Source organism: Streptomyces sp. NPDC026575 (genome assembly GCF_055567415.1).
In genome coordinates this window covers 1-26917 of record NZ_JBVHQM010000029.1, presented here as the reverse complement: position 1 = coordinate 26917, position 26917 = coordinate 1, and the positions used below count along the sequence as shown (strand labels likewise).

Below are 26917 nucleotides of genomic sequence, written 5' to 3'. Positions count from 1 at the left end.
GACCACCGTCCCCCCAGGGCGTGTCCGCACGCGCCCTAGGCGGGGCGCGGCGGCCCACCCCCCACCCGCTGCGCCCCGCCCCGCACCGCCACCCGGAAGGCGATCGGGGTGCTGCCGGTCTGCCGCTGGAAGAACTTGCTGAAGTTGGTGGCGTCGGCGAAGCCCAGCCGGTCCGCTATCCGGGCCGCCGACTGGTCGCCGTGCGCCAGCAGCCGCTTGGCCTCCAGCGCCACCCTGCGGTCGATGAACTCCTTCGCCCCGGTCCCCGCGGCGGCCTCGGTGGCCCGTGAGAGGGTGCGGGGCGCGTACCCCAGCGCGCGGGCGTAGTCGGCCACCCGGCGGCTGCGGGTGAAGCCCCGCTCCACCGCGTCGCGGAAGCGCAGATAGGTCTCGCTCGCCTCGCAGCCGGCGTCCTCGCCGTCCGCCGTCCCGCCCGCGTGGGAGACCCGCAGCACCAGTACGGCCAGCAGATGCCGCAGCACCTCCAGGTGGATCTCCAGCGGCAGCCCGCCCAGCGCCCCGAACTCCTGGTGCAGCTGGCCCATCGCCTCCTCCACCCGGCGCGCCGCCGCGCCCCGCGGATGCCGTACGGGCGGCCCGTACCAGTCCTCGATCCGGGCCGCCGCCGCGGTCGCCGGATCCAGGAAGCCGGCCTCGAAGAGCACCAGCCGCCCCTCCGCCCCGGTCAGATCGCCGAAGTGCTGGACCTGCCCGGGGCGCGACCACAGCAGATCGCCCGGGGCGAGCGGATGCTCCCGGAAGTCGACGCTGTGCACCAGCCGGCCGCCGTCCAGGAGCAGCAGATGGTGGAAGCCGGGGCGGTGCGGGGTGGCCAGCCGGCAGGCGTCCGCGCGCTCGCGCAGCTCGGCGAGCGTCATCACCTCCAGGCCGGCGGGCCGCCCGGCCGGCGCGGCGAACGCCACCTCCCGGATCTCCGTCACGGGCTCCGGCTTCTGCTGTCGCATTTTGACCATCGCTGGTCCCTTCGCCACCCCGAAATGTCCCGCTACCAGCTCTAGCGTAGAAGACGTCAGCGAGAGCGCTGACCGAAAACGGAAGTCCGCAGTATCGGCCACGCCGACCACCGGACACAGCACAGCTGGGAGACACCATGTCCACGATCGCCCTCTTCGGAGCCAACGGCACCATCGGAAGCCGCATCCTCGACGAGGCCCTCCAGCGCGGTCACCAGGTCACCGCGGTCGTCCGCGACCCCGCGAAGATCACCACGACCCACCCGAACCTGACCGTGACCACCGGCGACATCCTCGACCCGGCGTCCGTCGCCGCGGCGGCCAAGGACCAGGACGTGGTGGTCAGCGCGGTCGGCGGCGGCGACGGGCCGGGCCATATCGCCACCATCGAGCCCGCCGCCCGGTCCCTCGTCGCCGGTCTGCGCACCCTCGGCGACGCCGCGCCCCGGCTGATCGCGGTCGGCGGCGCCGGCTCGTTGCGCACCCCGGACGGCAAGCAGGTCTGGGACGCCGAGGGCCTGCCCGAGTTCCTGCTGCAGATCATGCACGCCCACGGCGACGCGCTGGACTTCTACCGGACCGTGTCCGACGTGCGCTGGACCAACCTCAGCCCGGCCGCCACCATCGCGCCCGGCGAGCGCACCGGCGGCTACCGCACCGCCACCGACGACCTGGTCATCGCCGCCGGCTCCGCTTCCGAGGACTCTTCAAAGAGCGGAGGCGGAACGCAGTGGAGCGGCAGCAGCCGGATCTCCACCGAGGACTACGCCGTCGCCGTCCTCGACGAGATCGAGCGCCCGCGGCACATCGGCGAGCGTTTCACCGTCGGCTACTGATCCGCGCCGCCCGCGGCCCCGCAGTCCCGCGGCCCCGCAGTCCCGCATAACGTTCAAGGCCCCCGACCTGAGGTCGGGGGCCTTGACGTGGGGTGAGTAACGGGACTTGAACCCGCGACATCCTGGACCACAACCAGGTGCTCTACCAGCTGAGCTATACCCACCATGACCGGTGCTGTGTGGTTCCTTTTCCCCACCGGCTGAGAAAAAGTGTACAGGGTCCGGAGGGGTGCTCGCGCCCAGGTTTTCCACCTGCCCGGCGCGGGCGTGTCTTTCGGGTCACGGCAGGTCAGGCCATGACCCGAAAGACGGCCCCGATCGCCTTACGACGACGGTGCGGACTGCGGCGCCGGCTGGGGTTCGGCCGGCAGGACGTGCTTGGCGGCGATCGCCTTCGCGGTGTCCGAGTCGGGCCCGGGTTGCGGCACGAAGACCGCCTCCCGGTAGTAGCGCAGCTCCGCGATGGATTCGCGGATGTCCGCCAGCGCCCGGTGGTTTCCGTTCTTGTCCGGACTGTTGAAGTAGGCCCGCGGGAACCAGCGCCGGGCCAGCTCCTTCACGGACGACACATCGACGATCCGGTAGTGCAGGTAGCTCTCCAGCGTCGGCATGTCGCGCAGCAGGAAGCCACGGTCGGTGCCGACGGAGTTGCCGCACAGCGGCGCCTTCCCCGGCTCCGGCACATGCTGCTTGATATAAGCGAGCACCTGCGCCTCGGCCGCCTCCAGCGTCGTTCCGCCGTCCAGCTCCGCCAGCAGCCCGGAGGCGGTGTGCATCTGGCGCACCACCTCCGGCATGGTGCTCAGCGCCTCGGCCGGAGGGCGGATCACCACATCCACCCCGTCGCCCAGCACATTCAGCTCGGAGTCGGTGACCAGTGCGGCCACCTCGATGAGCGCGTCATTCGCCAGCGAGAGTCCGGTCATCTCGCAGTCGATCCACACCATGCGATCGTTCATACATCTCACCCTACGGGGCGCTCGCGCTGTCCGGGCAGCACGGGGCGTCCCACTCCGCGGCCGACCGGGGTCTCCGCCAGCCGGGACGCATACGCGTCCGACTGGGGTTTGCCCATCTCGCCCGCTTCGGCCGTCGCCAGGCCGTGTCCGGCCAGCGCGGCGGCGGAGAACCGCTCCGCGCCACCGGCCCCCAGCGCCGCCCGCTCGCGCTCGGGCCGCTCGGCGCGCTCGGCCCGCTCCGGTCTGAGCGCGGGCTCGGGCGCCCCGTTCTGCGGCCGGCGCGCACGGTAGGCCGCCCGGTAGGCGGCCGGTGAGGCGCCCAGCTGCCGACGGAAGTGGCCGCGCAGGGCGACCGGCGAGCGGAACCCGCAGCGCCCGGCGACCTCGTCCACCGAATAGTCGGAGGTCTCCAGCAGCCGCTGGGCCTGCAGCACCCGCTGAGTGATCAGCCACTGCAGGGGAGCGCTGCCCGTCAGGGAGCGGAAGCGCCGGTCGAAGGTGCGCCGGCTCATATACGCGCGCGCGGCGAGGGTCTCCACGTCGAACTGCTCGTGGAGGTGCTCCAGCGCCCAGGCGACGACCTCGGCGAGCGGGTCGGCGCCGATCTCTTCTGGTAATGACCTGTCCAGGTAGCGCTGGTGCCCCAGGTCGGAGGCGGTCCGGCGGGGCGGCACGACGAGCCGGCGGGCCAGCGCGTTCGCGGCGTCCGCGCCGTGGTCGGTGCGCACGATGTGCAGGCACAGGTCGATGCCCGCCGCGGTCCCCGCGGAGGTGAGCACATCGCCGTCGTCGACGAAGAGCTCGCGGGGGTCCACATGGACGGACGGATAACGCTTGGCGAGCGTCGGCGCGTACATCCAATGGGTCGTGGCCGGTCGGCCGTCTAGGAGTCCGGCCGCGGCGAGGACGAACGCCCCCGTGCACAGCCCGACGATTCTGGCCCCCTCTTCATGCGCCCGGCGCAGCGCGTCGAGCGCGGCGGGCGGCGGGGCCTGCGTGATGGAACGCCAGGCCGGTACGACGACCGTCCCGGCACGGGAGATCGCCTCCAGCCCATAGGGGGCTGACAGTTCCAGCCCCCCGGTCGTGCGCAAAGGTGCATCTTCGCCCGCGCACACAAGTAGCCGGTACCTCGGAACGCCGGCGTCCTGTCGGTCGATGCCGAAGACCGAGAGCGGAATGGAGCTCTCGAAAATAGGTCCGCCGCTGAAGAGGAGCACCGCGACTATTTCGCGGCGTCGTCGGGCGGCGAGCTTGCGTGCGGCATCTGGTACGGCAGCGGAGTCCTGGCTCATGGCACTTAAGCCCCCCTCGGTCGTCTCGCCCTCTCGGTCCTGCACAGTTCCCCCGCCGTAACTACCAAGATCGAATCTACTGTGTTCCGTGAGGATGGAGTGCCAAGTTCACCACCCACTGGTATGTCGATATGGCAACTTGGCGCGAAGCATTCGATCACGAAGCGTTCCACTCGTCGGGCCTGCATGGGAAGTACGCGTCTCGGCTCTGCCCGTTCGCAGTAGGACACAACCATGCCCACCGGTCCTTTCCTCCCTGCTCACACAAGGGTTGAGGGGGGTCGGGGGCAAGGTGGGGGGCCCGGCCGGAAGTTGGCTGAAAACGGTCGCGCGCGGACTTGCGAGCGCCTCAATCGACCGGCGTACGCCCTTCGGAATGGCGTCCGCCCCTGCGCGCCGCTACCCCTGAACGCCCCCTTTTGTCCCGATGACGTCCGGTGTCGCGGACGCACTTCCGGGCCGCGGTCCGTTCGGATCGCCGCAGCAGTGCGCGGCAGGCGCAGGTCAGCGCCGCGAGGCCGGCGGCGGTGCCGGCCGCCCCGGTCCAGGAGGCGCCGCTGACGATCAGGACGAGGGGCACCAGGGCGCAGCCGAACGCGCCCCAGCGCACGACATCGCTCACTGGGTCGGGTGATCTGTCCGGCCGCGACGGCATCTCGTACTCCCCTCGGACGGGCTGCTACTACAACGCCGCCGACGATCATGGGTCACCCCGAGGGGTACGTACGGGGGCAGGCCGGGGCATTGCCTTCCGCGCCACGCTCCGGCATGCTCCGGGGAACGTTCGGGCCCCCGCCCGGCCTCGCACGGGCACCCGGTGCCCGCGGCGGGCTCTGGGCAGCGGGGGAGTGGAGCCGTACTCTTGGGGTATCGACTTGGAAAGATGATTCCCAGTCGTATTGTTCCTCTTTGAACTAAGGCTCTCGCGCCTCGATAGAGCCAGCTCAGTCAACTGCCGGATCAAGTCAATCGCCGTTCCCCGTTCGCCCCTCCGCAAGAGGACGCCTTCGCCGAGACATCCATGGCCGGTCACGAATATCCCGAACCCGCGGACCGCAAGCAGGTCGCCGATCCGACGGCGGACCTCGAAGCGGCGGAAGAGCCACGACACTCCTGCGACCCCGTGTTCCGGCACGGCGTCGTGGTCGGCTTCGACGGATCCATGTCGAGCGAGCGAGCGTTGGCGTATGCAATCGGTATCGCACGGCGCCACAGCGCCGGATTGATCATCGTCCATGTGGCCAACCGGCTGCCGACGACGGTCTGGGCGGGCTGCGAGCCCCCGGTCTTCGTCGATGTGCCGGACCACCGCACCGAAGTGCTCGGCCTGGAGCTCGCCTGCGCCGACCACCTCAGCGAGGTGCCCTGGATCCTCGTCGAGCGCGGCGGCGACATCTGCCACGAGCTGGAGGAGGTCGGCCGGGAGTACGAGGCCGACGCGATCGTGGTCGGCTCCACGCACGGCATCGTCGGCCGGATCTTCGGCTCGGTCGCCGGCCGGCTGGCCCGCCGGGCGCAGCGCCCGGTGATCGTGATCCCCTGACCCGCGCCGCGGCCCGCCGGGCGGTCAGTTCTCCTTGCGCCACTCGCAGTTGAGGGGGCGTCATGGGCATCGCGCCCAGCGATCTCGCCATCTCCGCCGCCGTGTGGAGGTGGATTGCGCGCTTGTGAGGGGTAGAAAACGGTCACGTGGGCGCACCGCTTCACGGGCCCGGGCGGCCGCGCGCACGGCAACTGCGTGCTGCCGGCCGGGAGGTGACGGTTCCCGGGGCGGCGGCATCCCGCCGGCGTTTGGGCGATGCCGGCGCAGGGGAGGCGGTGCTCCGCGCGTATGGTGGCACGCGCGGGCCACCGCCCCCTCTTTGCGTCCTCGGGGCCGCGACTACTCCACGGTCACCGACTTGGCGAGGTTACGGGGCTTGTCGATGTCCCGGCCGAGCGCCAACGCCGTGTGGTAGGCGAGCAGTTGGAGCGGGATGCCCATCAGGATCGGGTCCAGCTCGGGCTCGTTCTTCGGGACGACGATGGTGTGGTCGGCCTTCTCCTGCTCCTGGTGCGCGACGGCCAGGATGCGGCCGCTGCGGGCCTTGATCTCCTCCAGCGCGGCGCGGTTCTTCTCCAGCAGGTCGTCGTCGGGGACGATGGCGACGGTCGGCATGGCGGGCTCGATGAGCGCCAGCGGGCCGTGCTTGAGCTCGGAGGCCGGGTATGCCTCGGCGTGGATGTAGGAGACCTCCTTGAGCTTCAGCGAGGCCTCGCGGGCCACCGGGTAGCCGCGCACCCGGCCGATGAACATCATCGACTTGGCGTCGGCGTAGTGGGCCGCCAGCTTCTTGACGTCCTCCTCGCCCTTGAGGATCTCGTCGATCTGGCCGGGCAGCTTGCGCAGGCCCTCGATGATCCGCTTGCCGTCGGCGACGGACAGGTCGCGGATCCGGCCCAGGTGCAGGGCGAGCAGCGCGAAGGAGACCACCATGTTGGTGAAGCACTTGGTGGAGACCACGCAGACCTCGGGGCCGGCGTGCACGTAGATGCCGCCGTCGGTCTCCCGGGCGATCGCCGAGCCGACCACGTTCACCAGGCCCAGCACCCGCGCGCCCTTGCGCTTGAGCTCCTGGACGGCCGCGAGGACGTCGTAGGTCTCACCGGACTGGGAGACCGCCACGTACAGCGTGTCGGGGTCCACGACCGGGTTGCGGTAGCGGAACTCGGAGGCCGGCTCCGCGTCCGAGGGGATCCGGGCCAGCTCCTCGATCATCTGCGCGCCGATCTGGCCCGCGTGGTACGAGGTGCCGCAGCCCAGGATCTTCACCCGGCGCACCCCGCGCGCCTCGCGGGCGTCGAGGTTCAGGCCGCCGAGGTGCACGGTGGAGAAGCGGTCGTCGATCCGCCCGCGCAGCGCGCGGTCCACCGCGTCGGCCTGCTCGGAGATCTCCTTGTGCATGTACGTGTCGTGACCGCCCATGTCGTAGGACTCGGCCGCGTACTCGACGGTCTCCGGCGTCGCCGTCGTGCGGGAGCCCTCGGTGGTGTACGTGCGGTAGTCGTCGGCCTTGAGGGTGGCCATCTCGCCGTCGTCGAGGGTGACGACCTGGCGGGTGTGCGAGACCAGCGCGGCCACGTCGGAGGAGACGAACATCTCGTGCTCGCCGATGCCCAGGACGACCGGGGAGCCGTTGCGGGCGACGACGATGCGGTCGGTGAAGTCGGCGTGCAGCACGGCGATGCCGTAGGTGCCCTCGATGTGCCGCAGCGCCTCGCGGACCCGCTCCTCCAGCTTCTCGGCCCCGGAGCGGCCGATCAGGTGGGCCAGCACCTCGGTGTCGGTCTCGGAGGCGAACTCCACGCCGTCGGCGATCAGGCGGGCGCGCAGCTCGGCGGCGTTGTCGATGATGCCGTTGTGGACGACCGCGACCTTGCCGGTGGCGTCCAGGTGCGGGTGGGCGTTCTCGTCGGTCGGTGCGCCGTGGGTGGCCCAGCGGGTGTGCGCGATGCCGGTGGTGCCCGCGAAGCGCTTGGGCAGACGGGACTCCAGCTCGCGGACCCGGCCCTTGGCCTTGGCGGTCTTCAGGCCCCCGGCCTTTCCGGTGCCGCTCGCGTGGATGGCGATACCGGCCGAGTCGTAGCCGCGGTACTCCAGGCGCTGAAGGCCCTCCAGGAGCAGCGGAGCGACATCACGCTTGCCGATATATCCCACGATCCCGCACATACAGTGACCCTCCGAGAAAGACGTTGTCGTCGGTTGAAGACGGTGTGCCGATGAAAGGCGTTGCCTCGGTCGCCGTGCCCGGCGCGCCGCTGCGCGGGCGTCAGCCGTAGACCATGCGGCGCAGCTGGCGGGGCGAGAGGTCGGGCGGAGCCACCGCGCGGTGCGGCATCTCCTGGCGGATCCGTTCGAAGATCGCCTCGTTGCGCAGCCCCTGGGACTGCAGCTCGCGATGGCGTCTGCGGACGAACTCCTCCGTCGTCTCGTCGAAGTACGCCAGCACGTCGAGCACCACCCGGGCGGCCTCACCGCGCTGCAGCGGTGTGCTGCGCACCAGGTGGTCCACCAGGTCATCGTGCGGCGCGTCGGCGCTGCGGTTACGGCGTTCGAGCACCCGTAGATACTGCGGGGCCGCGCGAGGATTCGCAAGAAATCTGCCCGGAATCGGGCAGGTCCCCGATTTGGGTGCGGGAAAGTGGTCTACACCTTGACCCCTGATCCAGGCTCGCGGTACGCATGGTCACCGCTCGGTCGCTCCATGCCATGCACGTTGTCACGCACGCTGCCATGAACGACGTTCGCCGAAGGGACCGTCGATGAGACGACGCAGACTGCTCTTCTCGCTGCTGCTGGTCGCGGCCGCGGGGCTGGGGACCACCGCCGCGGTGCCGCAGGGCCCGGCCGGCGGCGGCGCCGCCCCGGCCGCCACCCCGCTGGACCAGGTGGTCCCCGCGCCCGCCTCCGTGCGCGTCGGCGGGAGCGCCTTCACCCTCGGCGAGGGCACCCGGATCCGGGTGCCCGGCGGCTCCGGCGAGGCGAAGCGGATCGCCGGCTATCTGGCGGGGCTGCTGCGGCCCGCCACCGGCTACGACCTGCCGGTGACCACCAAGGGCGGCCCGGACGGCATCGTCCTGCGGCTCGGCGGCCGCGGTACCGGGAAGCTGGGCGCGGAGGGCTACCGGCTGACCTCCGGCGGCCGCGCGGTCACCATCAGCGCCGCCCGCCCGGCCGGCCTCTTCCACGGCGTGCAGACCCTGCGCCAGCTGCTGCCCGCCGGCGTCGAGCGGCAAGAGGCCCAGCGCGGGCCCTGGCGGATCGCCGGCGGCACCATCGCCGACTCCCCGCGCTACGACTACCGCGGCGCGATGCTCGACGTCTCGCGGCACTTCTTCACCGTCGAGCAGGTCAAGCGCTATATCGACCAGCTCGCCGCATACAAGATCAACAAGCTGCATCTGCATCTGTCCGACGACCAGGGCTGGCGGATCGCGATCGACTCCTGGCCGCGGCTGGCGGCCTACGGCGGCTCCACCCAGGTCGGCGGCGGCCCCGGCGGCCACTACAGCAAGGACGACTACCGCGAGATCGTCCGCTACGCCGCCGACCGCTACCTGACCGTCGTCCCCGAGATCGACATGCCGGGCCACACCAACGCCGCGCTGGCCTCCTACGCCGAGCTCAACTGCAACGGCCAGGCGCCGCCGCTCTACACCGGCACCAACGTCGGCTTCAGCTCGCTGTGCGTGCCCAAGGCGGTGACGTACGACTTCATCGACGATGTGATCCGCGAGATCGCGGCGCTCACCCCCGGCCCGTACCTCCACATCGGCGGCGACGAGGCGCACTCGACCAGCCACGAGGACTACGTCGCCTTCATGGACAAGGTGCAGCCGGTGGTCGCCGAGTACGGCAAGACCGTGATCGGCTGGCACCAGCTGACCGGAGCGCACCCGGCGAAGGGCGCCGTCGCCCAGTACTGGGGCTACGACAAGACCGGCGCGCAGGAGCAGGCACAGGTGGTCGACGCGGCCCGCAACGGCACCCGGCTGATCCTCTCGCCCGCCGACCGCGCCTACCTCGACATGAAGTACGACAAGAACACGCCGCTGGGGCTGTCCTGGGCCGGTTACGTGGAAGCCAGGCGCTCCTACGACTGGGACCCGGGCGGCTACCTCAAGGGCGCCCCCGAGGCATCGATCCTGGGCGTCGAGGCGCCGATGTGGACCGAGACCCTCTCGACCTCGGCGCACCTGGAGTACATGGCCTTCCCGCGGCTGCCGGGCATCGCGGAGCTGGGCTGGTCCCCGGCGAGCACCCACGACTGGGAGGCGTACAAGTACCGGCTGGCGGCCCAGGGCCCGCGCTGGGACGCGCAGGGCATCAATTACCACCGCTCGCCGGAGGTGCCCTGGCCGGCGAGGTGAGCGAGCGGCCGGGCGTCCGCGGACGCCCGGCCGGAGGGGCCCGGGGGCCCGGCTCGGGCCGCAGCCGGGGCCGGACCCGCGACGGAATTACTTTGCGGGGCCCGGGTATTTCTTTACATCGCCTTCCCGCTGCATGGATTCGGCCGCCTTCGCCGCCGTCGCGGATGCCGCACCGGACGTCGACGCCGGATCACCGGCGAAGGTGCTCTGCTTTTCGGCGGCCGACTGGGTCACCTTGGCGAGGTTTCCGATGAAGCCCAGAATGCTCTGTGCTTCCGGCATGTGCTCGCGCACGATCCTCGAATCGGGCGTCTGGCCGGGGATATTCCCCAGGAGACCTTCGCCGGTGGCCTCACCGGACTTCGCCCCCTCGCGGGCGAACGCGAAGATGTTGTCGAACACCATGGTTCCTCACCCCTGCTTCGGCTTCTTGTAGAGCTGCTGTTCGTCGGCGGTCAGCAATTCCCGTTCGAATACCGTGTGCTCCACGGCGAGCGCGGACACGCTCTCCGCCGCCCCCCGCTGGCGGAACTTGCTGTCCCGGACCAGCTCGATGTCGGCGATATTGCGGGCGACCACCTTCGTCGTCGCCGGGGTGTAGTCCTGCGGGGGCGCCAGAACGGTTGCCTCGACCGGGTAGTTGACCGCGAAGTGACCGGCGAACGCGATCGGGATCTCGTACGAGTAGTTCTTCGCCACCCGCCGCTGGGTCGCCCGGGTCTCCACGCGGCTGTTCGCGGCGAGGTCGCCGGAGACCGTCGACCGCGAGGTCCACGACGTGGTCAGGGAGCCGCTGACGGAACCGGTGAGGGCGAGCATCAGCTCGCCGGACAGCTCTGCCTGGCCGGTCGCCTGCTCCTGCACCGTGTACGCGATGTCCGTGCCGGACTCCTTGTAGCTCTGGCGCACGGTGTGCTGGGTCTGGACCATCTTCTGCAGCGACGCCGATTCCTTGGCGCCCAGAGTGAGTTGCACGGTGCCCTGGACCGACCAGCTGAAGGTGTTCGAAATGGAGAACTCGACGGTGTCCTCGAACTTTCTCGGCGCGGTGGTGTCCCGGTTGACGTACACCCGCGCGGAGAGCGTGTCGGGAGGCGGCTGGGCGAGGCTGCTGCGCTCCTCGATCAGCGGCTCACCGATATTCATGTAGGTGATCCAGCCACGTTCGAGCGCCGTCCCGGGGAATTCCCCGAACACGGTCTCGTTGATGGAGATCCCCAGGGGACTGTGCTTTACACCCCGGATGTCCGTATATACCAGCTTCGGATGTTTGAGAATGGATTCATTGATACCGAGTTCCGCTAAGTTCTGCGTGGTCACCGGCTGGCGCTTGGTGACTTCCAGGCTGTATGCAGCACCCTTGCTAGGCACCTGCTAATACCCCCCCGGGCATTATTTATCTGAGCATGGCCGAATGTGCGTGATCAAGCCTGGTGGATTCCGCGGTCCGCTGGACAGCTACTTTTCGGTCAGCCCTTCCGGTGGATTGTCCGGTAAGCGGGCACGGAAAACGCGGCGGGGCCGGGGAGGTCTTCCCCGGCCCCGCCGCGTCGCGGACGGGATCCTGCCTACAGCCCCAGCTCCCGGGCGATCAGCATCCGCTGGACCTCGCTGGTGCCCTCGCCGATCTCCAGGATCTTGGCGTCCCGCCACATCCGGGCGACCGGGTACTCGTTCATGAAGCCGTAGCCGCCGTGGATCTGGGTGGCCTCGCGGGCGTTGTCCACCGCGATCTCGGAGGAGTAGAGCTTGGCGAGCGCGGCCTCCTTCTTGAAGGGCTCGCCGTGCACCAGCCGGGAGGCGGCGTCGCGCCAGGCCAGCCGGGCGGTGTGGGCGCGCATCTCCATGTCGGCGAGCTTGAACTGGATCGCCTGGTTGGTGCCGATCGGCCGCCCGAAGGCCCGCCGCTCCTTGGCGTAGCCGACCGACTCGTCCACACAGCCCTGTGCGAGGCCGGTGGCCAGCGCCGCGATGGCGATCCGGCCCTCGTCGAGGATGCGCAGGAACTGGGCGTAGCCGCGGCCCTCCTCGCCCAGCAGGTTGCCGGCCGGGACCCGGACGTCGGAGAACGACAGCTCGCGGGTGTCCGAGGCGCTCCAGCCGACCTTGGAGTACGGGGCGCCGACCGTGAAGCCGGGCGTGCCGGACGGCACCATGATCGAGGAGATCAGCGGGCCGCCGCCAGAGGAATCGGACGCAGCCTTGCGGCCGGTGACCGCGGTGACCGTCACCAGGCCCGTGATGTCCGTACCGGAGTTGGTGATGAAGCACTTGCTGCCGTTGATCACCCAGTCCCCGCCGTCGCGCACCGCGGTCGTCCGGGTGGCGCCCGCGTCCGAGCCGCCGTCCGGCTCGGTCAGGCCGAAGGCGCCGAGCATCTCCCCGCTGCACAGCTTGGGCAGCCACTCGCGCTTCTGCTCCTCGGTGCCGAAGCGGTAGACCGGCATGGCGCCCAGGGAGACGCCGGCCTCCAGGGTGATGGCCACCGACGAGTCGACCCGGGCCAGCTCCTCCAGGGCGATGCCGAGCGCGAGGTAGTCGCCGCCCATCCCGCCGTACTCCTCGGGGAACGGCAGGCCGAACAGGCCCATCCGGCCCATCTCCTGCACGATCTCGTACGGGAACGCATGCTGCTCGTAGTACTCGCCGATCTTCGGGGCGATGACGTCATGTGCGAACGCCTCGACCGTGCGCCGGAGTTCTTCCAGCTCAGCGGGCAGACGGTGGTCCAGTGACATGGGGGTCACTCCTTGTGGGAGAGGGCTCGAAGGGTGCGCGAGGGGCTCGGCCGACCCAGGGCCTTCGCCATCCACACGCTCGTGGCGACCAACCGGTCCAGGTCGACGCCGGTCTCGATACCGAGGCCGTGCAGCATCCACACGAGGTCTTCGGTGGCGAGGTTGCCGGTGGCGCTCTTGGCGTACGGGCAGCCGCCGAGGCCGCCCGCGGAGGCGTCGACGGTGGTGACGCCGTGCTGGAGCGCGGCGAGGGTGTTGGCGAGGGCCTGCCCGTAGGTGTCGTGGAAGTGCACGCCCAGCCGGGGGGTGGGCACGCCCGCTTCGTTGAGCGCGGCGAGCAGGTGCTGGACGTGGCCGGGGGTGGCCACGCCGATGGTGTCGCCCAGGCTCAGCTCGTCGCAGCCCAGCTCCAGCAGCTCCCGGCAGACCCGTACGGTCTGCGCGAGGGGCACCGGGCCCTCCCACGGGTCGCCGAAGCACATCGACAGATAGCCGCGGACATGGACCCCGGCTTCCTTGGCGCGCGCGACGACCGGGGCGAACATCGCCAGCGCCTCGTCGACCGTGCGGTTGAGGTTGGCCTTGGCGAACGACTCGGTGGCGCTGGCGAACACCGCGATCCGGCGGGCGCCCAGCGCGAGCGCGCGGTCCAGACCGCGCTCGTTGGGCACCAGCACCGGCAGCCGGTGCGGATCGAGATCGCCCAGCAGCGGGAACAGCCGCTCCGCATCGGCGAGTTGGGGCACCCACTTGGGGTGCACGAAGCTGGTGGCCTCGACCGTCGGCAGGCCGGCGTCGGCGAGCCGGTGGACGAACTCGGACTTGACCTCCGTCGGGACGACGGTCTGCTCGTTCTGCAGCCCGTCGCGCGCGCCGACCTCATGGATCGTCACGCGGGTGGGCAGCCCCTCCGCCTGGACCTGCATCGGCAGTCCGGCCGCGGTCATGACGCGTCCTCCCGCTCGCCCTCGGGCGCCTCATGGGGCGCGATCACGGCCAGGATCTGGTCCATGGCGACGGTCGTGCCCACGCCGACGTCCAGTTCGGTGACGGTCCCGGCGTGCGGTGCGGAGATGACGTGCTCCATCTTCATCGCCTCCACCACCAGCAGGCCCTGCCCGGCGGCCACCTCGTCGCCGACGGCGACCTTGACGACGGTGACGGTGCCCGGCATCGGGGCCGCCAGGGTGTCCGCGCCGGCCCCGCCCGCGGCCCCGCGCAGCGCCGCCGCCACCGGGTCGTGGTCGGTCACCTGCCAGGAGTCGCCGTCCCTGCCGAGCCAGTCGCCGCTGCGGTGGAAGGAGTGCAGCACCCCGTCGACGGTGATCCGCACACGGTCCGGCCCGACCTGGCCGGCCGCGGAGCCGGGCGTGACGTCGTAGGGCACCGGGTCGCGGCCCGGCACCCGCAGCCAGTGGCGGACCGGCGCCGGCTCGCCGCCGAGCCGGAAGCCGCTGGGCGCGGCGAACGGGTCGCACCAGCCGCCCTCGGCCGCCTGCGGCTCCAGGGCGGCCTGCCGCACCGCCGCGGCCGCCGCGTACACCTCGTCGGGCACCTCGCCCTCGACCAGGCCGGCCGCCTCGCGCTCCACCAGCCCGGTGTCCAGGTCGCCGGAGACGACATCCGGGTGGGCCAGCAGCCGCCGCAGGAAACCGGCGTTGGTGGTCACGCCCAGGGTGACCGTCTGCGCCAGCGCGGCCCGCAGCCGGCGCAGCGCGCTCGCCCGGTCCGGGCCGTGGGCGATGACCTTGGCCAGCATCGGGTCGTAGCGGCTGCCGACCTCCACGCCCTGCGCCAGGCCGGAGTCCGTGCGCAGTCCGTCGCCTGCCACCTCGTGCAGCGCCAGCACCGTGCCGCCGGTGGGCAGGAAGTCGCGGGCCGGGTCCTCGGCGCACAGCCGGGCCTCGATGGCGTGCCCGGTGAGGGTGATGTCCTCCTGGGCGTACGGCAGGCGCTCGCCGGCCGCGATCCGCAGCTGCCACTCCACCAGGTCCAACCCCGTGACCAGCTCGGTGACCGGGTGCTCCACCTGGAGCCGGGTGTTCATCTCCATGAAGAAGTACGAAGCCGGGTCCTTGCCGGGGACGATGAACTCGACGGTGCCGGCGCCGCGGTAGCCGCAGGAGCGGGCCGCCTGGACGGCCGCCTCGCCCATCGCGGCGCGGGTGGCCTCGTCGAGCAGGACCGACGGGGCCTCCTCGATCACCTTCTGGTGGCGGCGCTGCAGGGAGCACTCGCGCTCGCCGAGGTGGATGACGTTGCCGTGGCCGTCCGCCAGCACCTGGATCTCGATGTGCCGGGGGCGGTCGACCCAGCGCTCGACGAGCAGGGTGTCGTCGCCGAAGGAGGAGCGGGCCTCGCGGCGCGCGCCGGCGATCTCGTCGGCCAGCAGCGCCTCCTCGCGCACCAGCCGCATGCCCTTGCCGCCGCCGCCCGCGGACGGCTTGAGCAGCACCGGCAGGCCGATCTCCCGTGCGGCGGCGGCCAGTTGGCCGTCGTCCAGCCCGCTGCCCGAGGAGCCGGGGACGACCGGGACGCCGGCCGTGCGCACCGTCTCCTTGGCGCGGATCTTGTCGCCCATCAGCTCGATGGACTCCGCGGACGGGCCGATGAAGACCAGCCCGGCCGCCGCGCAGGCCCGGGCGAAGCCGGCGTTCTCGGCGAGGAAGCCGTAGCCGGGGTGGACCGCCTGCGCGCCGGTGCGCGCCGCCGCCTGGAGCAGCCGCTCCACCGACAGATAGCTCTCCGCGGCCGGGGCCGGGCCGATCCGTACGGCCGTGTCGGCCTCGCGGACGTGCCGGGCGTCGGCGTCCGCGTCGCTGTAGACGGCGATGGAGCGGATGCCGAGGGTGCGCAGCGTGCGGATCACCCGGACCGCGATCTCGCCGCGGTTGGCGATCAGGACGCTGTCGAACATCGTCGTTGCCATGGGTGTGGGCATTCCCCTCATGAAGATCACATCCGGAAGACGCCGTAGCCGGGCGCCGCGGGGTCCCTTTGGGGGAGCGGGGCGTTGGCGCAGGCGGTCAGCGCCAGCCCCAGCACCTGCCGGGTCTCCAGCGGGTCGATCACGCCGTCGTCCCACAGCCGCGCGGTGGCGTAGTAGGCGTTGCCCTGGGTGTCGTACTGCTCGCGGACCGGCGCCTTGAAGGCGGCCTCCTCCTCGGCGCTCCACTCCTCGCCGCGCGCCTCCAACTGGTCGCGCTTGACGGTCGCGAGGACGGAGGCGGCCTGCTCGCCGCCCATCACCGAGATCTTGGCGTTCGGCCACATCCACAGGAAGCGCGGCGAATAGGCCCGGCCGCACATCGAGTAGTTGCCCGCCCCGTACGAGCCGCCGATGACGACCGTCAGCTTCGGCACGCGGGTGCAGGCCACCGCCGTCACCATCTTCGCGCCGTGCTTGGCGATACCGCCCGCCTCGTAGGTGCGGCCCACCATGAAGCCGGAGATGTTCTGGAGGAACAGCAGGGGGATGCCGCGCTGGTCGCACAGCTCGATGAAGTGCGCGCCCTTCTGGGCGGATTCGGAGAACAGGATGCCGTTGTTGGCGACGATGCCGACCGGATGGCCGTGGATGTGGGCGAATCCGGTGACCAGCGTCGTGCCGTACTCGGCCTTGAACTCCGCGAAGCGCGAGCCGTCCACGATCCGCGCGATCACCTCGCGGACGTCGTAGGGGGTGCGGGAGTCCACCGGCACCGCGCCGTACAGCCCGGCCGGGTCGAGCTCGGGCTCGTCCGCCTTGCGCACCGTCCAGGGCAGCGGGGGCCGCTCGCCGAGCGTGGCGACGATGGTCCGCACGATCCGCAGCGCATGCGCGTCGTCCTCGGCGAGGTGGTCGGTGACGCCGGAAACCTTGGAGTGCACCTCGCCGCCGCCCAGCTCCTCGGCCGTGACGACCTCGCCGGTCGCGGCCTTCACCAGCGGCGGTCCGCCCAGGAAGATCGTGCCCTGGTTGCGGACGATCACCGCTTCGTCGCTCATCGCGGGGACGTAGGCGCCGCCCGCCGTGCAGGAGCCCAGGACGGCGGCGATCTGGGGGATGCCGGCACCCGACATCCGCGCCTGGTTGTAGAAGATCCGCCCGAAGTGCTCGCGGTCGGGGAAGACCTCGTCCTGCATGGGCAGGAACGCGCCGCCGGAGTCGACGAGATACAGGCAGGGCAGGCGGTTCTCCAGGGCGATCTCCTGGGCCCGCAGATGCTTCTTGACCGTCATCGGGTAGTACGTGCCGCCCTTGACCGTGGCGTCGTTGGCGATGATCAGCGCCTCGCGGCCGCTGACCCGGCCGATGCCCGCGATCACCCCGGCGGCGGGCGCCGCGCCGCCGTACATGCCCTCCGCCGCCAGCGGCGCCACCTCCAGGAACGGCGAGCCGGGGTCCAGGAGGGCGTCCACCCTGTCCCTGGGCAGCAGCTTGCCGCGTGCGGTGTGCCGCGCCCTGGCCTTCTCGCCGCCGCCCAGCCGGGCCGCCGCGAGCCTCTCGCGCAGCTCGGCGGCCAGCTCGCGGTGCGCGGCCTCGTTGGCCCGCCAGGAGTCGGACGCCGGAACGGCCGCGCTCCCCAGCACCGGTGCCTGTTCCATCAGTACGAGCCCCCTTGCTCGATCAGCTGCCCCGGCGCCGCGATCGGCGGCCGCCGGGCCATCCGGGTTAATGGCCGTTAACCTCATTTCCCTCAGGTTAACGAGCACTAACCCGGCTGTCTACAATCGACGGCATGAGTAATGCGCAGGCCCCCGCCCCGAACAGCCGCCGCGAGCAGATCCTCAAGGAGGCCGCCCGGCTCTTCGCCGAGCGCGGCTTCCACGGCGTCGGCGTCGACGAGATAGGGGCGGCCGTGGGCATCTCCGGCCCCGGCCTCTACCGGCACTTCGCCGGCAAGGACGCGATGCTCGCCGAACTGCTGGTCGGCATCAGCGAGCGGCTGCTCGCCGGCGGCCGGATGCGGGTCGCGGAGGGCGGCGAGAGCCCCGAGGCGGTGCTGTGCGCGCTGATCGACGGCCATATCGACTTCGCGCTGGACGACCGGCCGCTGATCACCGTGCACGACCGCGAGCTGGACCGGCTGCGGGAGGCCGACCGCAAGCGGGTGCGCCAGCTCCAGCGGCAGTACGTCGAGCTGTGGGTGGAGGTCGTCCGCCAGGTCCACCCCGGGCCCTCCGAGTCCCAGGCCCGCGCCGCGGTGCACGCCGTCTTCGGTCTGCTGAACTCCACCCCCCACCTGGGCCGCCCCGGCTCCCTGCCCGGCCGTACGGAGATGGCGGAGCTGCTGCACCGGCTGGCGCTGGGGGCGTTCGGGGCGGTGGCCGGGGAGTCGGAGGCCGGGGGCTCTGTGGCGCTGGGGGCGCCGGGCGCGTAGGGGGCGCCGCGGTCCGCACAGGTTTTGGTTGACCTCTGGACAGTTTTGGTGACCGGCCGGTAGCTTTCGCTGAGCAAGCGCTTAGATATGGGCTAGGCCGGTGAGCTGGAGGAGGCGACGCAGATGCGCCGTACGGTGTTCGACGAGGACCACGAGGCGTTCCGGGAGACCCTGCGGGCCTTCATCGAGGCCGAGGTCGTCCCCGTCTACGACGAGTGGTTCGCCGCGGGCCAGGCGCCGCGCGACTTCTACTACAAGCTCGCCGAGCTCGGCGTCTTCGGTATCCGCGTCGGCGAGGAGTACGGCGGCGCGGGCATCGACTCGTACAAGTTCGAGGCCGTGATGTACGAGGAGACCGCGCGGGCCGGCGTCTCCTTCGGCGGCTCCGGCGTGCATGTGCTGCTCGGCCTGCCGTACCTCAAGATGCTCGCCACCGACGAGCAGAAGAAGCGGTTCCTGCCGAAGTTCGTCTCCGGTGAGGAGATGTGGGCGCTGGCGATGACCGAGCCGGGCACCGGCTCCGACCTCGCGGGCATGAAGACCACCGCCAAGCTCTCCGAGGACGGCACGCACTACGTCCTCAACGGCGCCAAGACCTTCATCACCGGCGGCGTCCACGCCGACCGCGTCATCGTCTGCGCCCGCACCGCCGCCCCGCGCGAGGACGACCGCCGCTTCGGCATCTCCCTCTTCGCCGTCGACACCAAGGCCGAGGGCTACTCCGTCGGCCGCAAGCTGGACAAGCTGGGCCTGAAGGTCTCCGACACCGCCGAGCTGGCGTTCGTCGATGTGAAGGTGCCGGTCGAGGACCTGCTGGGCGAGGAGAACAAGGGCTTCTCCTACCTCGGCCTCAACCTCGCCTCCGAGCGCTGGGGCATAGCCTTCGGCGCCTACGCGCAGGCCGCCGCGGCCGTCCGCTTCGCCACGCAGTACGTGCAGGAGCGCACCGTCTTCGGCAAGCCGGTCGCCGCCTTCCAGAACACCAAGTTCGAGCTGGCCGCCTGCCAGGCCGAGGTGGACGCCGCGCAGGCCGTCGCCGACCGCACCCTGGAGGCCCTCGACGCGGGCGAGCTGTCCCCGGCCGAGGCCGCCAGCGCCAAGCTGTTCTGCACCGAGGTCGCGCACCGCGTCATCGACCGCTGCCTGCAGCTGCACGGCGGCTACGGGTTCATGAACGAGTACCCGATCGCCCGCCTCTACGCCGACAACCGCGTCAACCGCATCTACGGCGGCACCAGCGAGATCATGAAGTCGATCATCGCCAAGTCGATGGGCCTGTAAGGGTCCCCCGCACGTGAACGACGCACTGCAGTCCCTGCTCGGTCTGCTCGCACTGGAGCGGATCGAGCAGGACATCTTCCGCGGGCAGTCCCAGGCGTCGGTGGTCCCCCGGGTCTTCGGCGGCCAGGTCGCCGCCCAGGCCCTGGTCGCGGCCGGGCGCACGGCGCCCGCCGACCGCCCGCCGCACTCCCTGCACGCGTACTTCCTGCGCCCGGGCGACCCCGGCGCGCCCATCGTCTACACCGTCGACCGGATCCGCGACGGGCGGTCCTTCACCACCCGCCGGGTCGTCGCCGTCCAGCACGGTCAGCCGATCTTCCACCTCTCCGCGTCCTTCCAGGCGCACGAGGAGGGCATGGAGCACCAGGAGCCGATGCCCGCGGCACCGGACCCGCTGCAGCTGCCCACCGCCGCCGAGATGCTGCCCCGCTACGCCGACCGGTTCGCCGGACCGGGGGTCGTCGACCGGCTGCTGGAGGCGCGGGCCGCGATCGATCTGCGGTACGTGGGCGAGCCGCCGTTCGGCACCGTCGGCGAGGTGCGCGAGCCCCGCTCCCAGGTCTGGTTCCGCACCCACGGCAAGCTGGTGGACGACGGGGAGATCCCCCGCCCGCTGCTGGACATCTGCCTGGTCACCTACGTCTCCGACATGACCCTGCTGGACTCCGTCCTGCTCGCGCACGGCCGCGGCGGCTGGGCGGTCGGCGACGTGGTCGGCGCGAGCCTGGACCACGCGATGTGGTTCCACCGGCCGCTGAGCGCCGACGAGTGGCTGCTGTACGACCAGGAGTCGCCCACCGCCCAGGGCGGCCGGGGACTGGGCAAGGGCCGGATCTTCACGGCCGACGGCCGGCTGGCGGTCTCGGTGATCCAGGAGGGCGTGATCAGGGTTCCGCGCCAGGGGGCGTGACGACAGGGCCCAAGGGCGTTCGCCGGGGCACGTCGTGCCGCGCCCCGGCCGCCGTCGTCCCTTGCGTACCGGCCGTCAGCCCTTGCAGACCTGGTGGCCCTTGCAGCCCAGCTTGGCGCCGTCCAGATAGGCGCCGCCGAGATCGGCCCGGGTGAGGTCGGCGTGGCTGAGGTCGGCCTCGGCGAGGACGGCGCCGGCGAGGTCGGCGCCCGAGAGATCGGCTCCCGAGAGGTCGGCGCCGCCCAGATCGGCGCCGCGCAGGCGGGCGCCGGACAGATCGGCGCGGCGCAGGTCGGCGTGGTGGAGGTACGCGCCGGCGAGGGCCGGTCGGACGCCGCGATGCGCCCCGCGCCAGGTGTTCCACTCCGCCACGCTGCGCTTGAGCATGGCGATCTGGGCGGCATCGGCCGGTGGCTCGTCGGCGGCCCGGGGAACGGGGGCGCTGTGCGCGGTGACCGCGGGGCTCGGGGCGGAGGTGCCCAGCACACAGGCGGCCGCGGCCAGGGCGACGGCCGCGGCCCGCAGGCCGGTGGGGGGAAGCGCGCGCATGGCTCATCCTTTCTGCCGGTGAAGCACGGACAGTCAAGATGGGAACACACTCCGCTGCCGATTTCTCGTCGGCCGGTCGGCCGACCGGCCGACGAGGTCCGTCAGGACCGGCCCCCTCGACCCGGCGCCCCGGCCCCCGGCGTCCTCAGCCCAGCCCCGCCGCGTCCAGCAGGTAGGAGGTGAGCGGGTCGTAGTAGCGCGGGCTGCGGACGTGGTCGTCCAGGGGGATGGTCACCTGCAGCGTGCCCTCCGCCTCGGCGAGGAACAGCGCCGGGTCGTTGCAGTCCGCGAAGCCCACCGCGTCGAGGCCCCGCTGGCCCGCGCAGCCCGCCCAGCCGTGGTCGGCCATCACCAGATCCGGCTGCGGCCGGCCCTCGCGCTCCAGCCCGTCGAGGATCGCGGCCATCGGCTCGGGGGAGTGGGTGTGCCACAGCGTCGCGCCGCGCTCCAGCATCGCCACCTCGCCGAACTGGAAGACCAGGCCGTCGTCCGCCTGCAGCCCCTCGGGAATGACCACGATCTCGCAGCCGGCCGCCCGCAGCGCCTCGGCCGTCGCACGGTGCACATCGAGCAGCCCGCCCGGGTGGCCGGTCGCGAACAGCACGCTCTGCCGGTCGGCCGCCGCCTTGCGCAGCACCGCCGCCGTACGGTCCAGCGCGTCCACCGTCAGCTCCGGGTCGATGGTGTCCTGGCCCTGCCGGTGGTGCGGATCGTCGCTCACCCCGCAGCGCTCCGCCATCACGGCCAGCACATCCTGCTCGTCCGACCACCGGTCGCCGAACTCCAGGCCGAACCAGTAGTGGCGGTCGCCGTTGGCGAGTCTGCGGTAGTGGGAGAGGTTGTTCTCGCGGGGAGTGGCGACGTCACCGGCGATGCGGGTGCGGACGAGATGGTCGACGAGTTCGGCACGGGAGGGGACGGCGGCTGCGGAGGCTATCGGCATAGCGCCATTGTGCCCGGACGGGTGGTGCGGGGCGGGGCACTTCCACACCCCGGACACCCGGTGCGTCCGCCGGGCGGCGCACCGCGGCCCGGACACCCGGACGGGCGACGGCGGCGGGGCGCAGCGAGCCACCCGCTCCACCCGCTGGCCAAAATGTCGAACGTGGTCGTCCCCACTACCTCAAATGTCCATGGGCCGGACCGTCGCCCGTCCGTAATCTCACCCTCATGACCACCGCAGCCAGCGCATCCCCCGAGCCCGTCGGCCCCGTCGACTCCTCCCGCGTCCCCCGCTACGCCGGGCCCGCGACCTTCGCCCGCCTGCCGCGCCTCGACGAGGTCGGCGGCCGCGCCGACGTGGCCGTCGTCGGTGTCCCCTTCGACACCGGTGTCTCCTACCGGCCCGGCGCCCGCTTCGGCGGCAACGCCATCCGTGAGGCATCCCGCCTGCTGCGCCCGTACAACCCGGCCCAGGACGCCTCCCCCTTCGCGCTCGCCCAGGTCGCCGACGCCGGCGATATCGCCGCGAACCCGTTCAACATCAACGAGGCCGTCGAGACCATCGAGGCCGCGGCCGACGACCTGCTCGGCACCGGCGCCCGCATGATGACCCTCGGCGGCGACCACACCATCGCCCTGCCGATCCTGCGTTCGGTCGCCAAGAAGCACGGCCCGGTGGCGCTGCTCCACTTCGACGCCCACCTGGACACCTGGGACACCTACTTCGGCGCCGAGTACACCCACGGCACGCCCTTCCGCCGCGCCGTCGAGGAGGGCATCCTCGACACCTCCGCGCTCTCGCACGTCGGCACCCGCGGACCGCTGTACGGCAAGAAGGACCTCGACGACGACGAGAAGATGGGCTTCGGCATCGTCACCTCCGCGGACGTCATGCGGCGCGGCGTGGACGAGGTCGCCGACCAGCTGCGCCAGCGCATCGGCGACCGCCCGCTGTACATCTCCATCGACATCGACGTGCTGGACCCGGCGCACGCGCCCGGCACCGGCACCCCCGAGGCGGGCGGCCTGACCTCCCGCGAGCTGCTGGAGATCGTCCGCGGACTGTCCTCCTGCAACCTGGTCTCGGCGGACGTGGTGGAGGTCGCCCCGGCCTACGACCACGCGGAGATCACCTGTGTGGCCGCCTCGCACACCGCCTACGAGCTGACGACGATCATGTCGCGGCAGATCGCGGAGAGCCGGCAGGGCCGGTAGCCCCCGGGTGGGCACGCCCATCGGACCACCCCGGCCCGTCACGGAAGCGACCGTGGCGGGCCGGTGGCACATGGGGCTTCAGTCGTTGTGGAGCGGGTAGATCCACGCGCCCGCCGTGGCGCCGTCCCAGTCGACGGTCCACAAGGCGTCCTCGATGTGCCGGCGCAGCAGATGCGCCTCGACCTCGTTCTCGGTGACGTCCAGGATCTCCCGGCCGGTGATCCACTGGGCCGCGTTGGTGAGGAAGGACTCCAGGCCGCCGGCCACCACGGTGCCCTCCAGGCCGTCCTCGTCGGGGCTGCCGGGCATGCGCAGCACCTGACCGGTCGGCCCGTCGACGACCAGCGGGCCGCCCATCCACCGGCCGATCGTGAAGTACGGGCCCGAGGTCGGCGGGGATTCCAGGTCGTCCGCCCAGGAGACCTCGGAGAGGAAGCCGGGAAGGTCCGGTTCGAGGGCGATCCCCCGTGCGTCCATGACGGGGATCCCGGAACCGGACAGCGTGCGCCGGGCGGATGCGTCGGTGAGCCCCGGCGGCAAGGCGTCCTGCGGCGTCCGGACGACCACCGGCTCGTCGAACAGCGCCGCCAGGTCCGTCGGAGCGGGGTCGGGGGCGTGCAGCGGACGGGCCGGGCCGGCCACCGTCGGGCACCCGGCAAGGGGGAGGCCGTGCGAGGGGGCGAGCCCCTCGAAGGCGGCCGGTTCGGCGGGCTCCACGGCGAACAGGCCGCCCACGCCCGCCACGACGACGCGGTCGCCCACGGTGAGCGCGAGGTGGAGCAGCTCCTCGTCGGGGCCGTCGTCCGCCCGGTCGGCGTCCTCGAAGTCGCCGACGGTGGCCGGGCCTTCGGTGTCGTGCGCGTCGGGGTCCGTCCAGGTGAGCGCCCGCCGAGCGGCCTCCGGCAGGTCGTCGCCGTGCCACGGGCCGCCGAGCACTTCGCCGGTGGCGACGTCGCGCACATGGACGTGTGCGGCGTCCGCGGCCTCGACGACCACGGCGGGGCGTCCCTGCCAGCGGACTCCGTACAGGTCGTCCACGGCTCCGGGCCTGAGGTACCGGGGGTGGTAGCCGCCCGGCGGCCGCCAGTGGGCCCAGGACGTCGTCCACGGCAGCCGCAGGCCGGAGTCGGCGATGCCGGAGGCCAGAGCGGAGTCCTCGCGTGCGGTGGCCATCAGGTGCAGCCACGCGGCCCACTCGGCCTGGCTGCGCGGGGCCACTCCGTAGCTCCAGAGGTGCACGGCGTCCGCCGCGGGACTGTTCCCGGGGACCGAGCCGTCGTAGGCGCAGTGCGCCGCGTCGAGCAGCGCTTCCCGGGTCAGGTTGGCGAGGGCTCCGCCATCGCTCAGCAACTCCTCGAACCGCCCCGCACGAACGGCGTGGGCGGCCAGCCCGTCCGCGGCGTACCGCCCCAACTCGCCCGACGCGCCCCAGCCTTCGGCGTGACGGAGGTCGGGGGCCAGGCCCCTGAGCCACTCGACCAGGTGCCGGTCGACCTGGCGTGCGGCCTCCGGGTCGGCGGCCGCACGCAGGGCCTCGGCCAGCCCCTCGTCGACGAACGCGGCGCACCCGGAACGCACCGTCACGAGGTCGGGGAACCGGGCCGCGAGCTCTTCCAGCGCCGCCTCGTCCACCCCGTTCAGGCCGCCGGCCGCGGCCAGTTCCCGCCACACCGGGAGCGGGACCCGGCGCGGCTGCGACAGCGCCAGCGCCCGGATGGCGGGCGGCACCTGTTCCGGGTCGGGGTGGGGGACGACGCCGTCGGGCTCGTCGAGGCGGAGGACGAACTCGGGTGCCGGCGGGCCGGATTCGGACGGGGCCGTGACGACCACACCGGTCCTGCGCTGGTGGCTGAGCCGCTGGGCGAGCCGGCCCCGCACCTGGGCGGGGCGAGCCGAGTGGCGGGTCCGGCCGGCGCGGTGCACGTTCGTGAGCAGGATGAGCGTGTCGGCCGAGAAGTACGTGCGCAGACGGCGCCAGGGCGTGCCGGTCCGGGCGGTGTCCGGGACGCCGACGAAGTCCAGCACCTCCGTGACGACCTCGTCGGCCGTACGCCCGGTGGCGTCGAGCAGCAGGCTGCGAGGTGCGCGCCGGTGCACTTCCCGCAGCAGGTCGTCCGCGTCGCGGCCGCCCACGATCTCGCAGCGGCGCGCGGTGCGGTTCCCGTCGTTCCACCACTCAAGAACGCGCGCGATCACCTCGTCGCGGGAGAGACGGCGGTCACCAGGGGGGCTGGGCTGATTCACGGAACTACCTCTTGATGAGGTGAAGCATGGTCGAGGACCACACCTCACCGATCACGTCCAAATGGTCATTCATTTCCTGCTGCATCAACCGTTCTTTCTCCGATTCCTGCTTTCCCACCTCGTTGTTGATCTTCTGGCTGATTTTCTTCAGGGCTTCTCGCCGCTGCTTCTCGTCCGTGATCGCCTGCGCCGCCTGGATTTGCGAAGCGTACTTCGCCTTCTGATTCGCGCGCTCCGTGGACCGCAGGTCCAGTCCCTCCGGGTCCGTTCGGTACGTGGTGGCGTAGTGCACGGGGACGCCGGTCATCAAAGGGTGCTCGCGGAGCCGGTTCGAGCAGTGGGCGTGCCCTTGGCCCTTTCCGCAGGGCTCCCGCTCGGTGTAGAGACCCTGGATCGTGTACCTGTTCCCGCCGGGCCGCTCGTTCTGCCGGTCGATCCACTGGAGCAGGTGCTTTTCGGAGTGGCGGGGCGACACACCCGAATTCTCGGCCGGGACCGAGGAGTCCACGACGTAGGTGGAGTTTCCGTCGCTGTCCTTCACCTCGATGACGGCGTAGTTCTTCCCGGAGAAATCCGGTTTATGGCCGCCGGTGGCCTTGATGATGTCGTCCATCTGCTTCTTGGACGGTCCCCTGGCCGGCGCCTTCTTTCCGGAGACCCGCTCGTGGAGTTCCTTGAGGTCGCGCTTGCTGTGGTCGTCGCTGCGATGCTGCGTGGGGAAGTTGGCACTGGCGTCCTCGCGGGACTGGGAACTGACCGCCCGGTCCTTGTTCTTCGCCCGGTCGTCCGTGCCGTCCATGCGGGGATCGGCATTGGCGTAGGGCCGGGAGTCGTATTCCGGGTTCCTTCCGACGCCCTGGCTCTCGTGATACACCGCACTCATGCGGGCCAGGGAGGCGACCACGGCCATCTTCTGGCCGTCGTTCATGGCGCGGAACTTGTCCCCGAGAGCGTTCTCCAACTCCTTTCGGGAGATGGTGGTCGGCGGCGGGTTGGTGTCCCCGTCGGCCAGGGCGTTGCGCTGCGCCTCCAGGCGCTGCTGGGCGCTCTGGAGGACGGAGGCCAGGCTGCCGTCCTGGGCCCACTGCCTGAGGCTGTCGTGGACGTGCGACAGCCCGTCGTCGCCGTAGTTGTCGCCGAGCGCATCGTCCCCGAGCCGGTGGACGGGGTTGCTCGTGCGCAGGTCCTGCTGGTCCGAGTCCGGAGGCAGCCCGAGCTGGTTGTCCCTCGCGCCCTCGGCCGGGTTGAGCCTGTTCGGATTCCCCGAGTCGTCGTGGCCTGTGCCGTCGTGACCAGCGTTGTCCTGTCCCGCGTCGTCCTGGTCGGCGTCGGGCATGTCGACGTCCGAGGGGTCGTCGGAATCGTCATGGTGCTGACGTTTCCCCCGGTCGCCCTCGTCGACGTCCATGTCGTCGGGCCGCTCGCGCTTCTTCCCGTCGTCGCTGCCCGCCGGTGCGGCGGCCGGCCGGCGGTCGCCCTGGGTGTCCCGGTCGTGGGGCGGGCCGTCCTGGGTGGGGCGGCGGTTGGGGTCGAGGGGGATGGCGTGGACGCCGTTGGAGCCGTCGTGGAGGGGTTTGTTGCTGGTGTTGCCGGTTTGGGCGTCGATGTAGGTGATTTTGCCGTTGTGGTTGACGGCGTTCCAGGCGTGGGCGCGGCCGTTGCGGTCCTGGGTGATGATGACGGCTTGGGAGCCGGGGCCGG

22 protein-coding genes and 1 tRNA gene are annotated in these 26917 nt (G+C 71.6%); 7 read left to right on the top strand and 16 right to left on the bottom strand.

Annotation, left to right across the window (positions count from 1 at the left end; genetic code table 11):
• Window positions 1-35: 35 nt before the first annotated feature.
• The gene (locus ACZ4NB_RS31315; protein WP_467666417.1) at window positions 36-974 is read right to left on the bottom strand and encodes a helix-turn-helix transcriptional regulator; all 939 of its coding nucleotides are present in this window, start codon (window positions 972-974) and stop codon (window positions 36-38) included.
• A gap of 137 nt (window positions 975-1111) precedes the next feature.
• Between ACZ4NB_RS31315 and ACZ4NB_RS31310 the strand changes: the two genes are divergently transcribed.
• A complete protein-coding gene (locus ACZ4NB_RS31310) occupies window positions 1112-1810 on the top strand; it encodes an NAD(P)-dependent oxidoreductase (protein WP_467666416.1) in 699 nt (232 codons plus the stop codon).
• Window positions 1811-1898: 88 nt separating this feature from the next.
• On the opposite strand, the gene ACZ4NB_RS31305 is transcribed toward ACZ4NB_RS31310, so the two are convergent.
• From ACZ4NB_RS31305 to ACZ4NB_RS31295, 3 genes are all read right to left on the bottom strand, one after another.
• Window positions 1899-1974: transfer RNA gene (locus ACZ4NB_RS31305), tRNA-His, on the bottom strand.
• A 159-nt stretch (window positions 1975-2133) separates the two neighbouring features.
• On the bottom strand, window positions 2134-2769 hold the full coding sequence (orn, locus tag ACZ4NB_RS31300) for an oligoribonuclease (protein WP_430978390.1): 636 nt from the start codon (window positions 2767-2769) through the stop codon (window positions 2134-2136).
• Between the two features lie 5 nt (window positions 2770-2774).
• Window positions 2775-4064, bottom strand: coding sequence for a GlxA family transcriptional regulator (locus tag ACZ4NB_RS31295; RefSeq protein WP_467666415.1), 1290 nt, complete (start codon window positions 4062-4064; stop codon window positions 2775-2777).
• A gap of 1021 nt (window positions 4065-5085) precedes the next feature.
• On the opposite strand from ACZ4NB_RS31295, the gene ACZ4NB_RS31290 reads away from it, so the two are divergent.
• Window positions 5086-5607 carry a universal stress protein gene (locus tag ACZ4NB_RS31290; protein WP_467666414.1) on the top strand — a complete coding sequence of 174 codons (522 nt, stop codon included), beginning with the start codon at window positions 5086-5088 and terminating at the stop codon, window positions 5605-5607.
• A gap of 339 nt (window positions 5608-5946) precedes the next feature.
• Here the strand turns inward: ACZ4NB_RS31290 and glmS are convergent, their stop codons facing one another.
• Together glmS and ACZ4NB_RS31280 are read right to left on the bottom strand one after the other, a co-directional pair.
• Window positions 5947-7773, bottom strand: a complete 1827-nt coding sequence (glmS, locus tag ACZ4NB_RS31285; protein WP_467666413.1) for a glutamine--fructose-6-phosphate transaminase (isomerizing) — start codon at window positions 7771-7773, stop codon at window positions 5947-5949.
• 100 nt (window positions 7774-7873) lie between these two features.
• On the bottom strand, window positions 7874-8164 hold the full coding sequence (locus ACZ4NB_RS31280; RefSeq protein ID WP_384430972.1) for a hypothetical protein: 291 nt from the start codon (window positions 8162-8164) through the stop codon (window positions 7874-7876).
• 202 nt (window positions 8165-8366) lie between these two features.
• Here ACZ4NB_RS31280 and ACZ4NB_RS31275 point away from each other — a divergent pair, with 202 nt between their 5' ends.
• Window positions 8367-9974, top strand: coding sequence for a beta-N-acetylhexosaminidase (locus tag ACZ4NB_RS31275; protein ID WP_467666412.1), 1608 nt, complete (start codon window positions 8367-8369; stop codon window positions 9972-9974).
• Window positions 9975-10061: 87 nt separating this feature from the next.
• On the opposite strand, the gene ACZ4NB_RS31270 is transcribed toward ACZ4NB_RS31275, so the two are convergent.
• From ACZ4NB_RS31270 to ACZ4NB_RS31245, 6 genes are all read right to left on the bottom strand, one after another.
• Window positions 10062-10379: a hypothetical protein gene (locus ACZ4NB_RS31270; RefSeq protein ID WP_467666411.1), complete on the bottom strand. Its 318-nt coding sequence runs from the start codon at window positions 10377-10379 to the stop codon at window positions 10062-10064.
• Between the two features lie 6 nt (window positions 10380-10385).
• The gene (locus tag ACZ4NB_RS31265; protein ID WP_467666410.1) at window positions 10386-11171 is read right to left on the bottom strand and encodes a hypothetical protein; all 786 of its coding nucleotides are present in this window, start codon (window positions 11169-11171) and stop codon (window positions 10386-10388) included.
• A gap of 371 nt (window positions 11172-11542) precedes the next feature.
• Window positions 11543-12712, bottom strand: a complete 1170-nt coding sequence (locus tag ACZ4NB_RS31260) for an acyl-CoA dehydrogenase family protein (RefSeq protein WP_467666409.1) — start codon at window positions 12710-12712, stop codon at window positions 11543-11545.
• 5 nt (window positions 12713-12717) lie between these two features.
• Window positions 12718-13659 (bottom strand): hydroxymethylglutaryl-CoA lyase, encoded by a 942-nt coding sequence (locus ACZ4NB_RS31255; protein WP_467666408.1) that lies wholly within the window; start codon window positions 13657-13659, stop codon window positions 12718-12720.
• Entirely contained in the window at window positions 13656-15641 is a 1986-nt protein-coding gene (locus ACZ4NB_RS31250) for an acetyl/propionyl/methylcrotonyl-CoA carboxylase subunit alpha (RefSeq protein ID WP_467666407.1), read from the bottom strand. Before ACZ4NB_RS31250 ends, ACZ4NB_RS31255 begins: the two co-directional genes overlap by 4 nt.
• Before the next feature lie 26 nt (window positions 15642-15667).
• A complete protein-coding gene (locus ACZ4NB_RS31245) occupies window positions 15668-17299 on the bottom strand; it encodes a carboxyl transferase domain-containing protein (RefSeq protein WP_467666406.1) in 1632 nt (543 codons plus the stop codon).
• A gap of 134 nt (window positions 17300-17433) precedes the next feature.
• Between ACZ4NB_RS31245 and ACZ4NB_RS31240 the strand changes: the two genes are divergently transcribed.
• From ACZ4NB_RS31240 to ACZ4NB_RS31230, 3 genes are all read left to right on the top strand, one after another.
• Complete coding sequence (locus ACZ4NB_RS31240; protein WP_467666405.1) at window positions 17434-18075, top strand: SACE_7040 family transcriptional regulator; 642 nt, start codon at window positions 17434-17436, stop codon at window positions 18073-18075.
• A 123-nt stretch (window positions 18076-18198) separates the two neighbouring features.
• A complete protein-coding gene (locus tag ACZ4NB_RS31235) occupies window positions 18199-19356 on the top strand; it encodes an acyl-CoA dehydrogenase family protein (RefSeq protein WP_467666404.1) in 1158 nt (385 codons plus the stop codon).
• Window positions 19357-19369: 13 nt separating this feature from the next.
• Window positions 19370-20266: an acyl-CoA thioesterase gene (locus ACZ4NB_RS31230; protein ID WP_467666403.1), complete on the top strand. Its 897-nt coding sequence runs from the start codon at window positions 19370-19372 to the stop codon at window positions 20264-20266.
• A gap of 75 nt (window positions 20267-20341) precedes the next feature.
• On the opposite strand, the gene ACZ4NB_RS31225 is transcribed toward ACZ4NB_RS31230, so the two are convergent.
• Together ACZ4NB_RS31225 and ACZ4NB_RS31220 are read right to left on the bottom strand one after the other, a co-directional pair.
• Window positions 20342-20815 carry a pentapeptide repeat-containing protein gene (locus ACZ4NB_RS31225; protein WP_467666402.1) on the bottom strand — a complete coding sequence of 158 codons (474 nt, stop codon included), beginning with the start codon at window positions 20813-20815 and terminating at the stop codon, window positions 20342-20344.
• Between the two features lie 145 nt (window positions 20816-20960).
• On the bottom strand, window positions 20961-21758 hold the full coding sequence (locus ACZ4NB_RS31220) for a phosphatase (RefSeq protein ID WP_467666401.1): 798 nt from the start codon (window positions 21756-21758) through the stop codon (window positions 20961-20963).
• Between the two features lie 227 nt (window positions 21759-21985).
• Between ACZ4NB_RS31220 and speB the strand changes: the two genes are divergently transcribed.
• Entirely contained in the window at window positions 21986-22972 is a 987-nt protein-coding gene (gene speB, locus ACZ4NB_RS31215; RefSeq protein WP_467666400.1) for an agmatinase, read from the top strand.
• A gap of 78 nt (window positions 22973-23050) precedes the next feature.
• On the opposite strand, the gene ACZ4NB_RS31210 is transcribed toward speB, so the two are convergent.
• Both ACZ4NB_RS31210 and ACZ4NB_RS31205 read right to left on the bottom strand, forming a co-directional pair.
• Window positions 23051-25216 (bottom strand): SUKH-4 family immunity protein, encoded by a 2166-nt coding sequence (locus tag ACZ4NB_RS31210; protein WP_467666399.1) that lies wholly within the window; start codon window positions 25214-25216, stop codon window positions 23051-23053.
• 4 nt (window positions 25217-25220) lie between these two features.
• A partial coding sequence (locus ACZ4NB_RS31205; protein ID WP_467666398.1) for a toxin glutamine deamidase domain-containing protein occupies window positions 25221-26917 on the bottom strand: 1697 nt, incomplete at its 5' end.

Bases quoted from the DNA above. Each gene is read 5' to 3' on its own strand.
- ACZ4NB_RS31315 (WP_467666417.1), bottom strand. From the start codon at position 974: ATGGTCAAAATGCGACAGCAGAAGCCGGAGCCCGTGACGGAGATCCGG.
- ACZ4NB_RS31310 (WP_467666416.1), top strand. From the start codon at position 1,112: ATGTCCACGATCGCCCTCTTCGGAGCCAACGGCACCATCGGAAGCCGC.
- orn (WP_430978390.1), bottom strand. From the start codon at position 2,769: ATGAACGATCGCATGGTGTGGATCGACTGCGAGATGACCGGACTCTCG.
- ACZ4NB_RS31295 (WP_467666415.1), bottom strand. From the start codon at position 4,064: ATGAGCCAGGACTCCGCTGCCGTACCAGATGCCGCACGCAAGCTCGCC.
- ACZ4NB_RS31290 (WP_467666414.1), top strand. From the start codon at position 5,086: ATGGCCGGTCACGAATATCCCGAACCCGCGGACCGCAAGCAGGTCGCC.
- glmS (WP_467666413.1), bottom strand. From the start codon at position 7,773: ATGTGCGGGATCGTGGGATATATCGGCAAGCGTGATGTCGCTCCGCTG.
- ACZ4NB_RS31275 (WP_467666412.1), top strand. From the start codon at position 8,367: ATGAGACGACGCAGACTGCTCTTCTCGCTGCTGCTGGTCGCGGCCGCG.
- ACZ4NB_RS31270 (WP_467666411.1), bottom strand. From the start codon at position 10,379: ATGGTGTTCGACAACATCTTCGCGTTCGCCCGCGAGGGGGCGAAGTCC.
- ACZ4NB_RS31260 (WP_467666409.1), bottom strand. From the start codon at position 12,712: ATGTCACTGGACCACCGTCTGCCCGCTGAGCTGGAAGAACTCCGGCGC.
- ACZ4NB_RS31255 (WP_467666408.1), bottom strand. From the start codon at position 13,659: ATGACCGCGGCCGGACTGCCGATGCAGGTCCAGGCGGAGGGGCTGCCC.
- ACZ4NB_RS31250 (WP_467666407.1), bottom strand. From the start codon at position 15,641: ATGGCAACGACGATGTTCGACAGCGTCCTGATCGCCAACCGCGGCGAG.
- ACZ4NB_RS31245 (WP_467666406.1), bottom strand. From the start codon at position 17,299: ATGGAACAGGCACCGGTGCTGGGGAGCGCGGCCGTTCCGGCGTCCGAC.
- ACZ4NB_RS31240 (WP_467666405.1), top strand. From the start codon at position 17,434: ATGAGTAATGCGCAGGCCCCCGCCCCGAACAGCCGCCGCGAGCAGATC.
- ACZ4NB_RS31235 (WP_467666404.1), top strand. From the start codon at position 18,199: ATGCGCCGTACGGTGTTCGACGAGGACCACGAGGCGTTCCGGGAGACC.
- ACZ4NB_RS31225 (WP_467666402.1), bottom strand. From the start codon at position 20,815: ATGCGCGCGCTTCCCCCCACCGGCCTGCGGGCCGCGGCCGTCGCCCTG.
- ACZ4NB_RS31220 (WP_467666401.1), bottom strand. From the start codon at position 21,758: ATGCCGATAGCCTCCGCAGCCGCCGTCCCCTCCCGTGCCGAACTCGTC.
- speB (WP_467666400.1), top strand. From the start codon at position 21,986: ATGACCACCGCAGCCAGCGCATCCCCCGAGCCCGTCGGCCCCGTCGAC.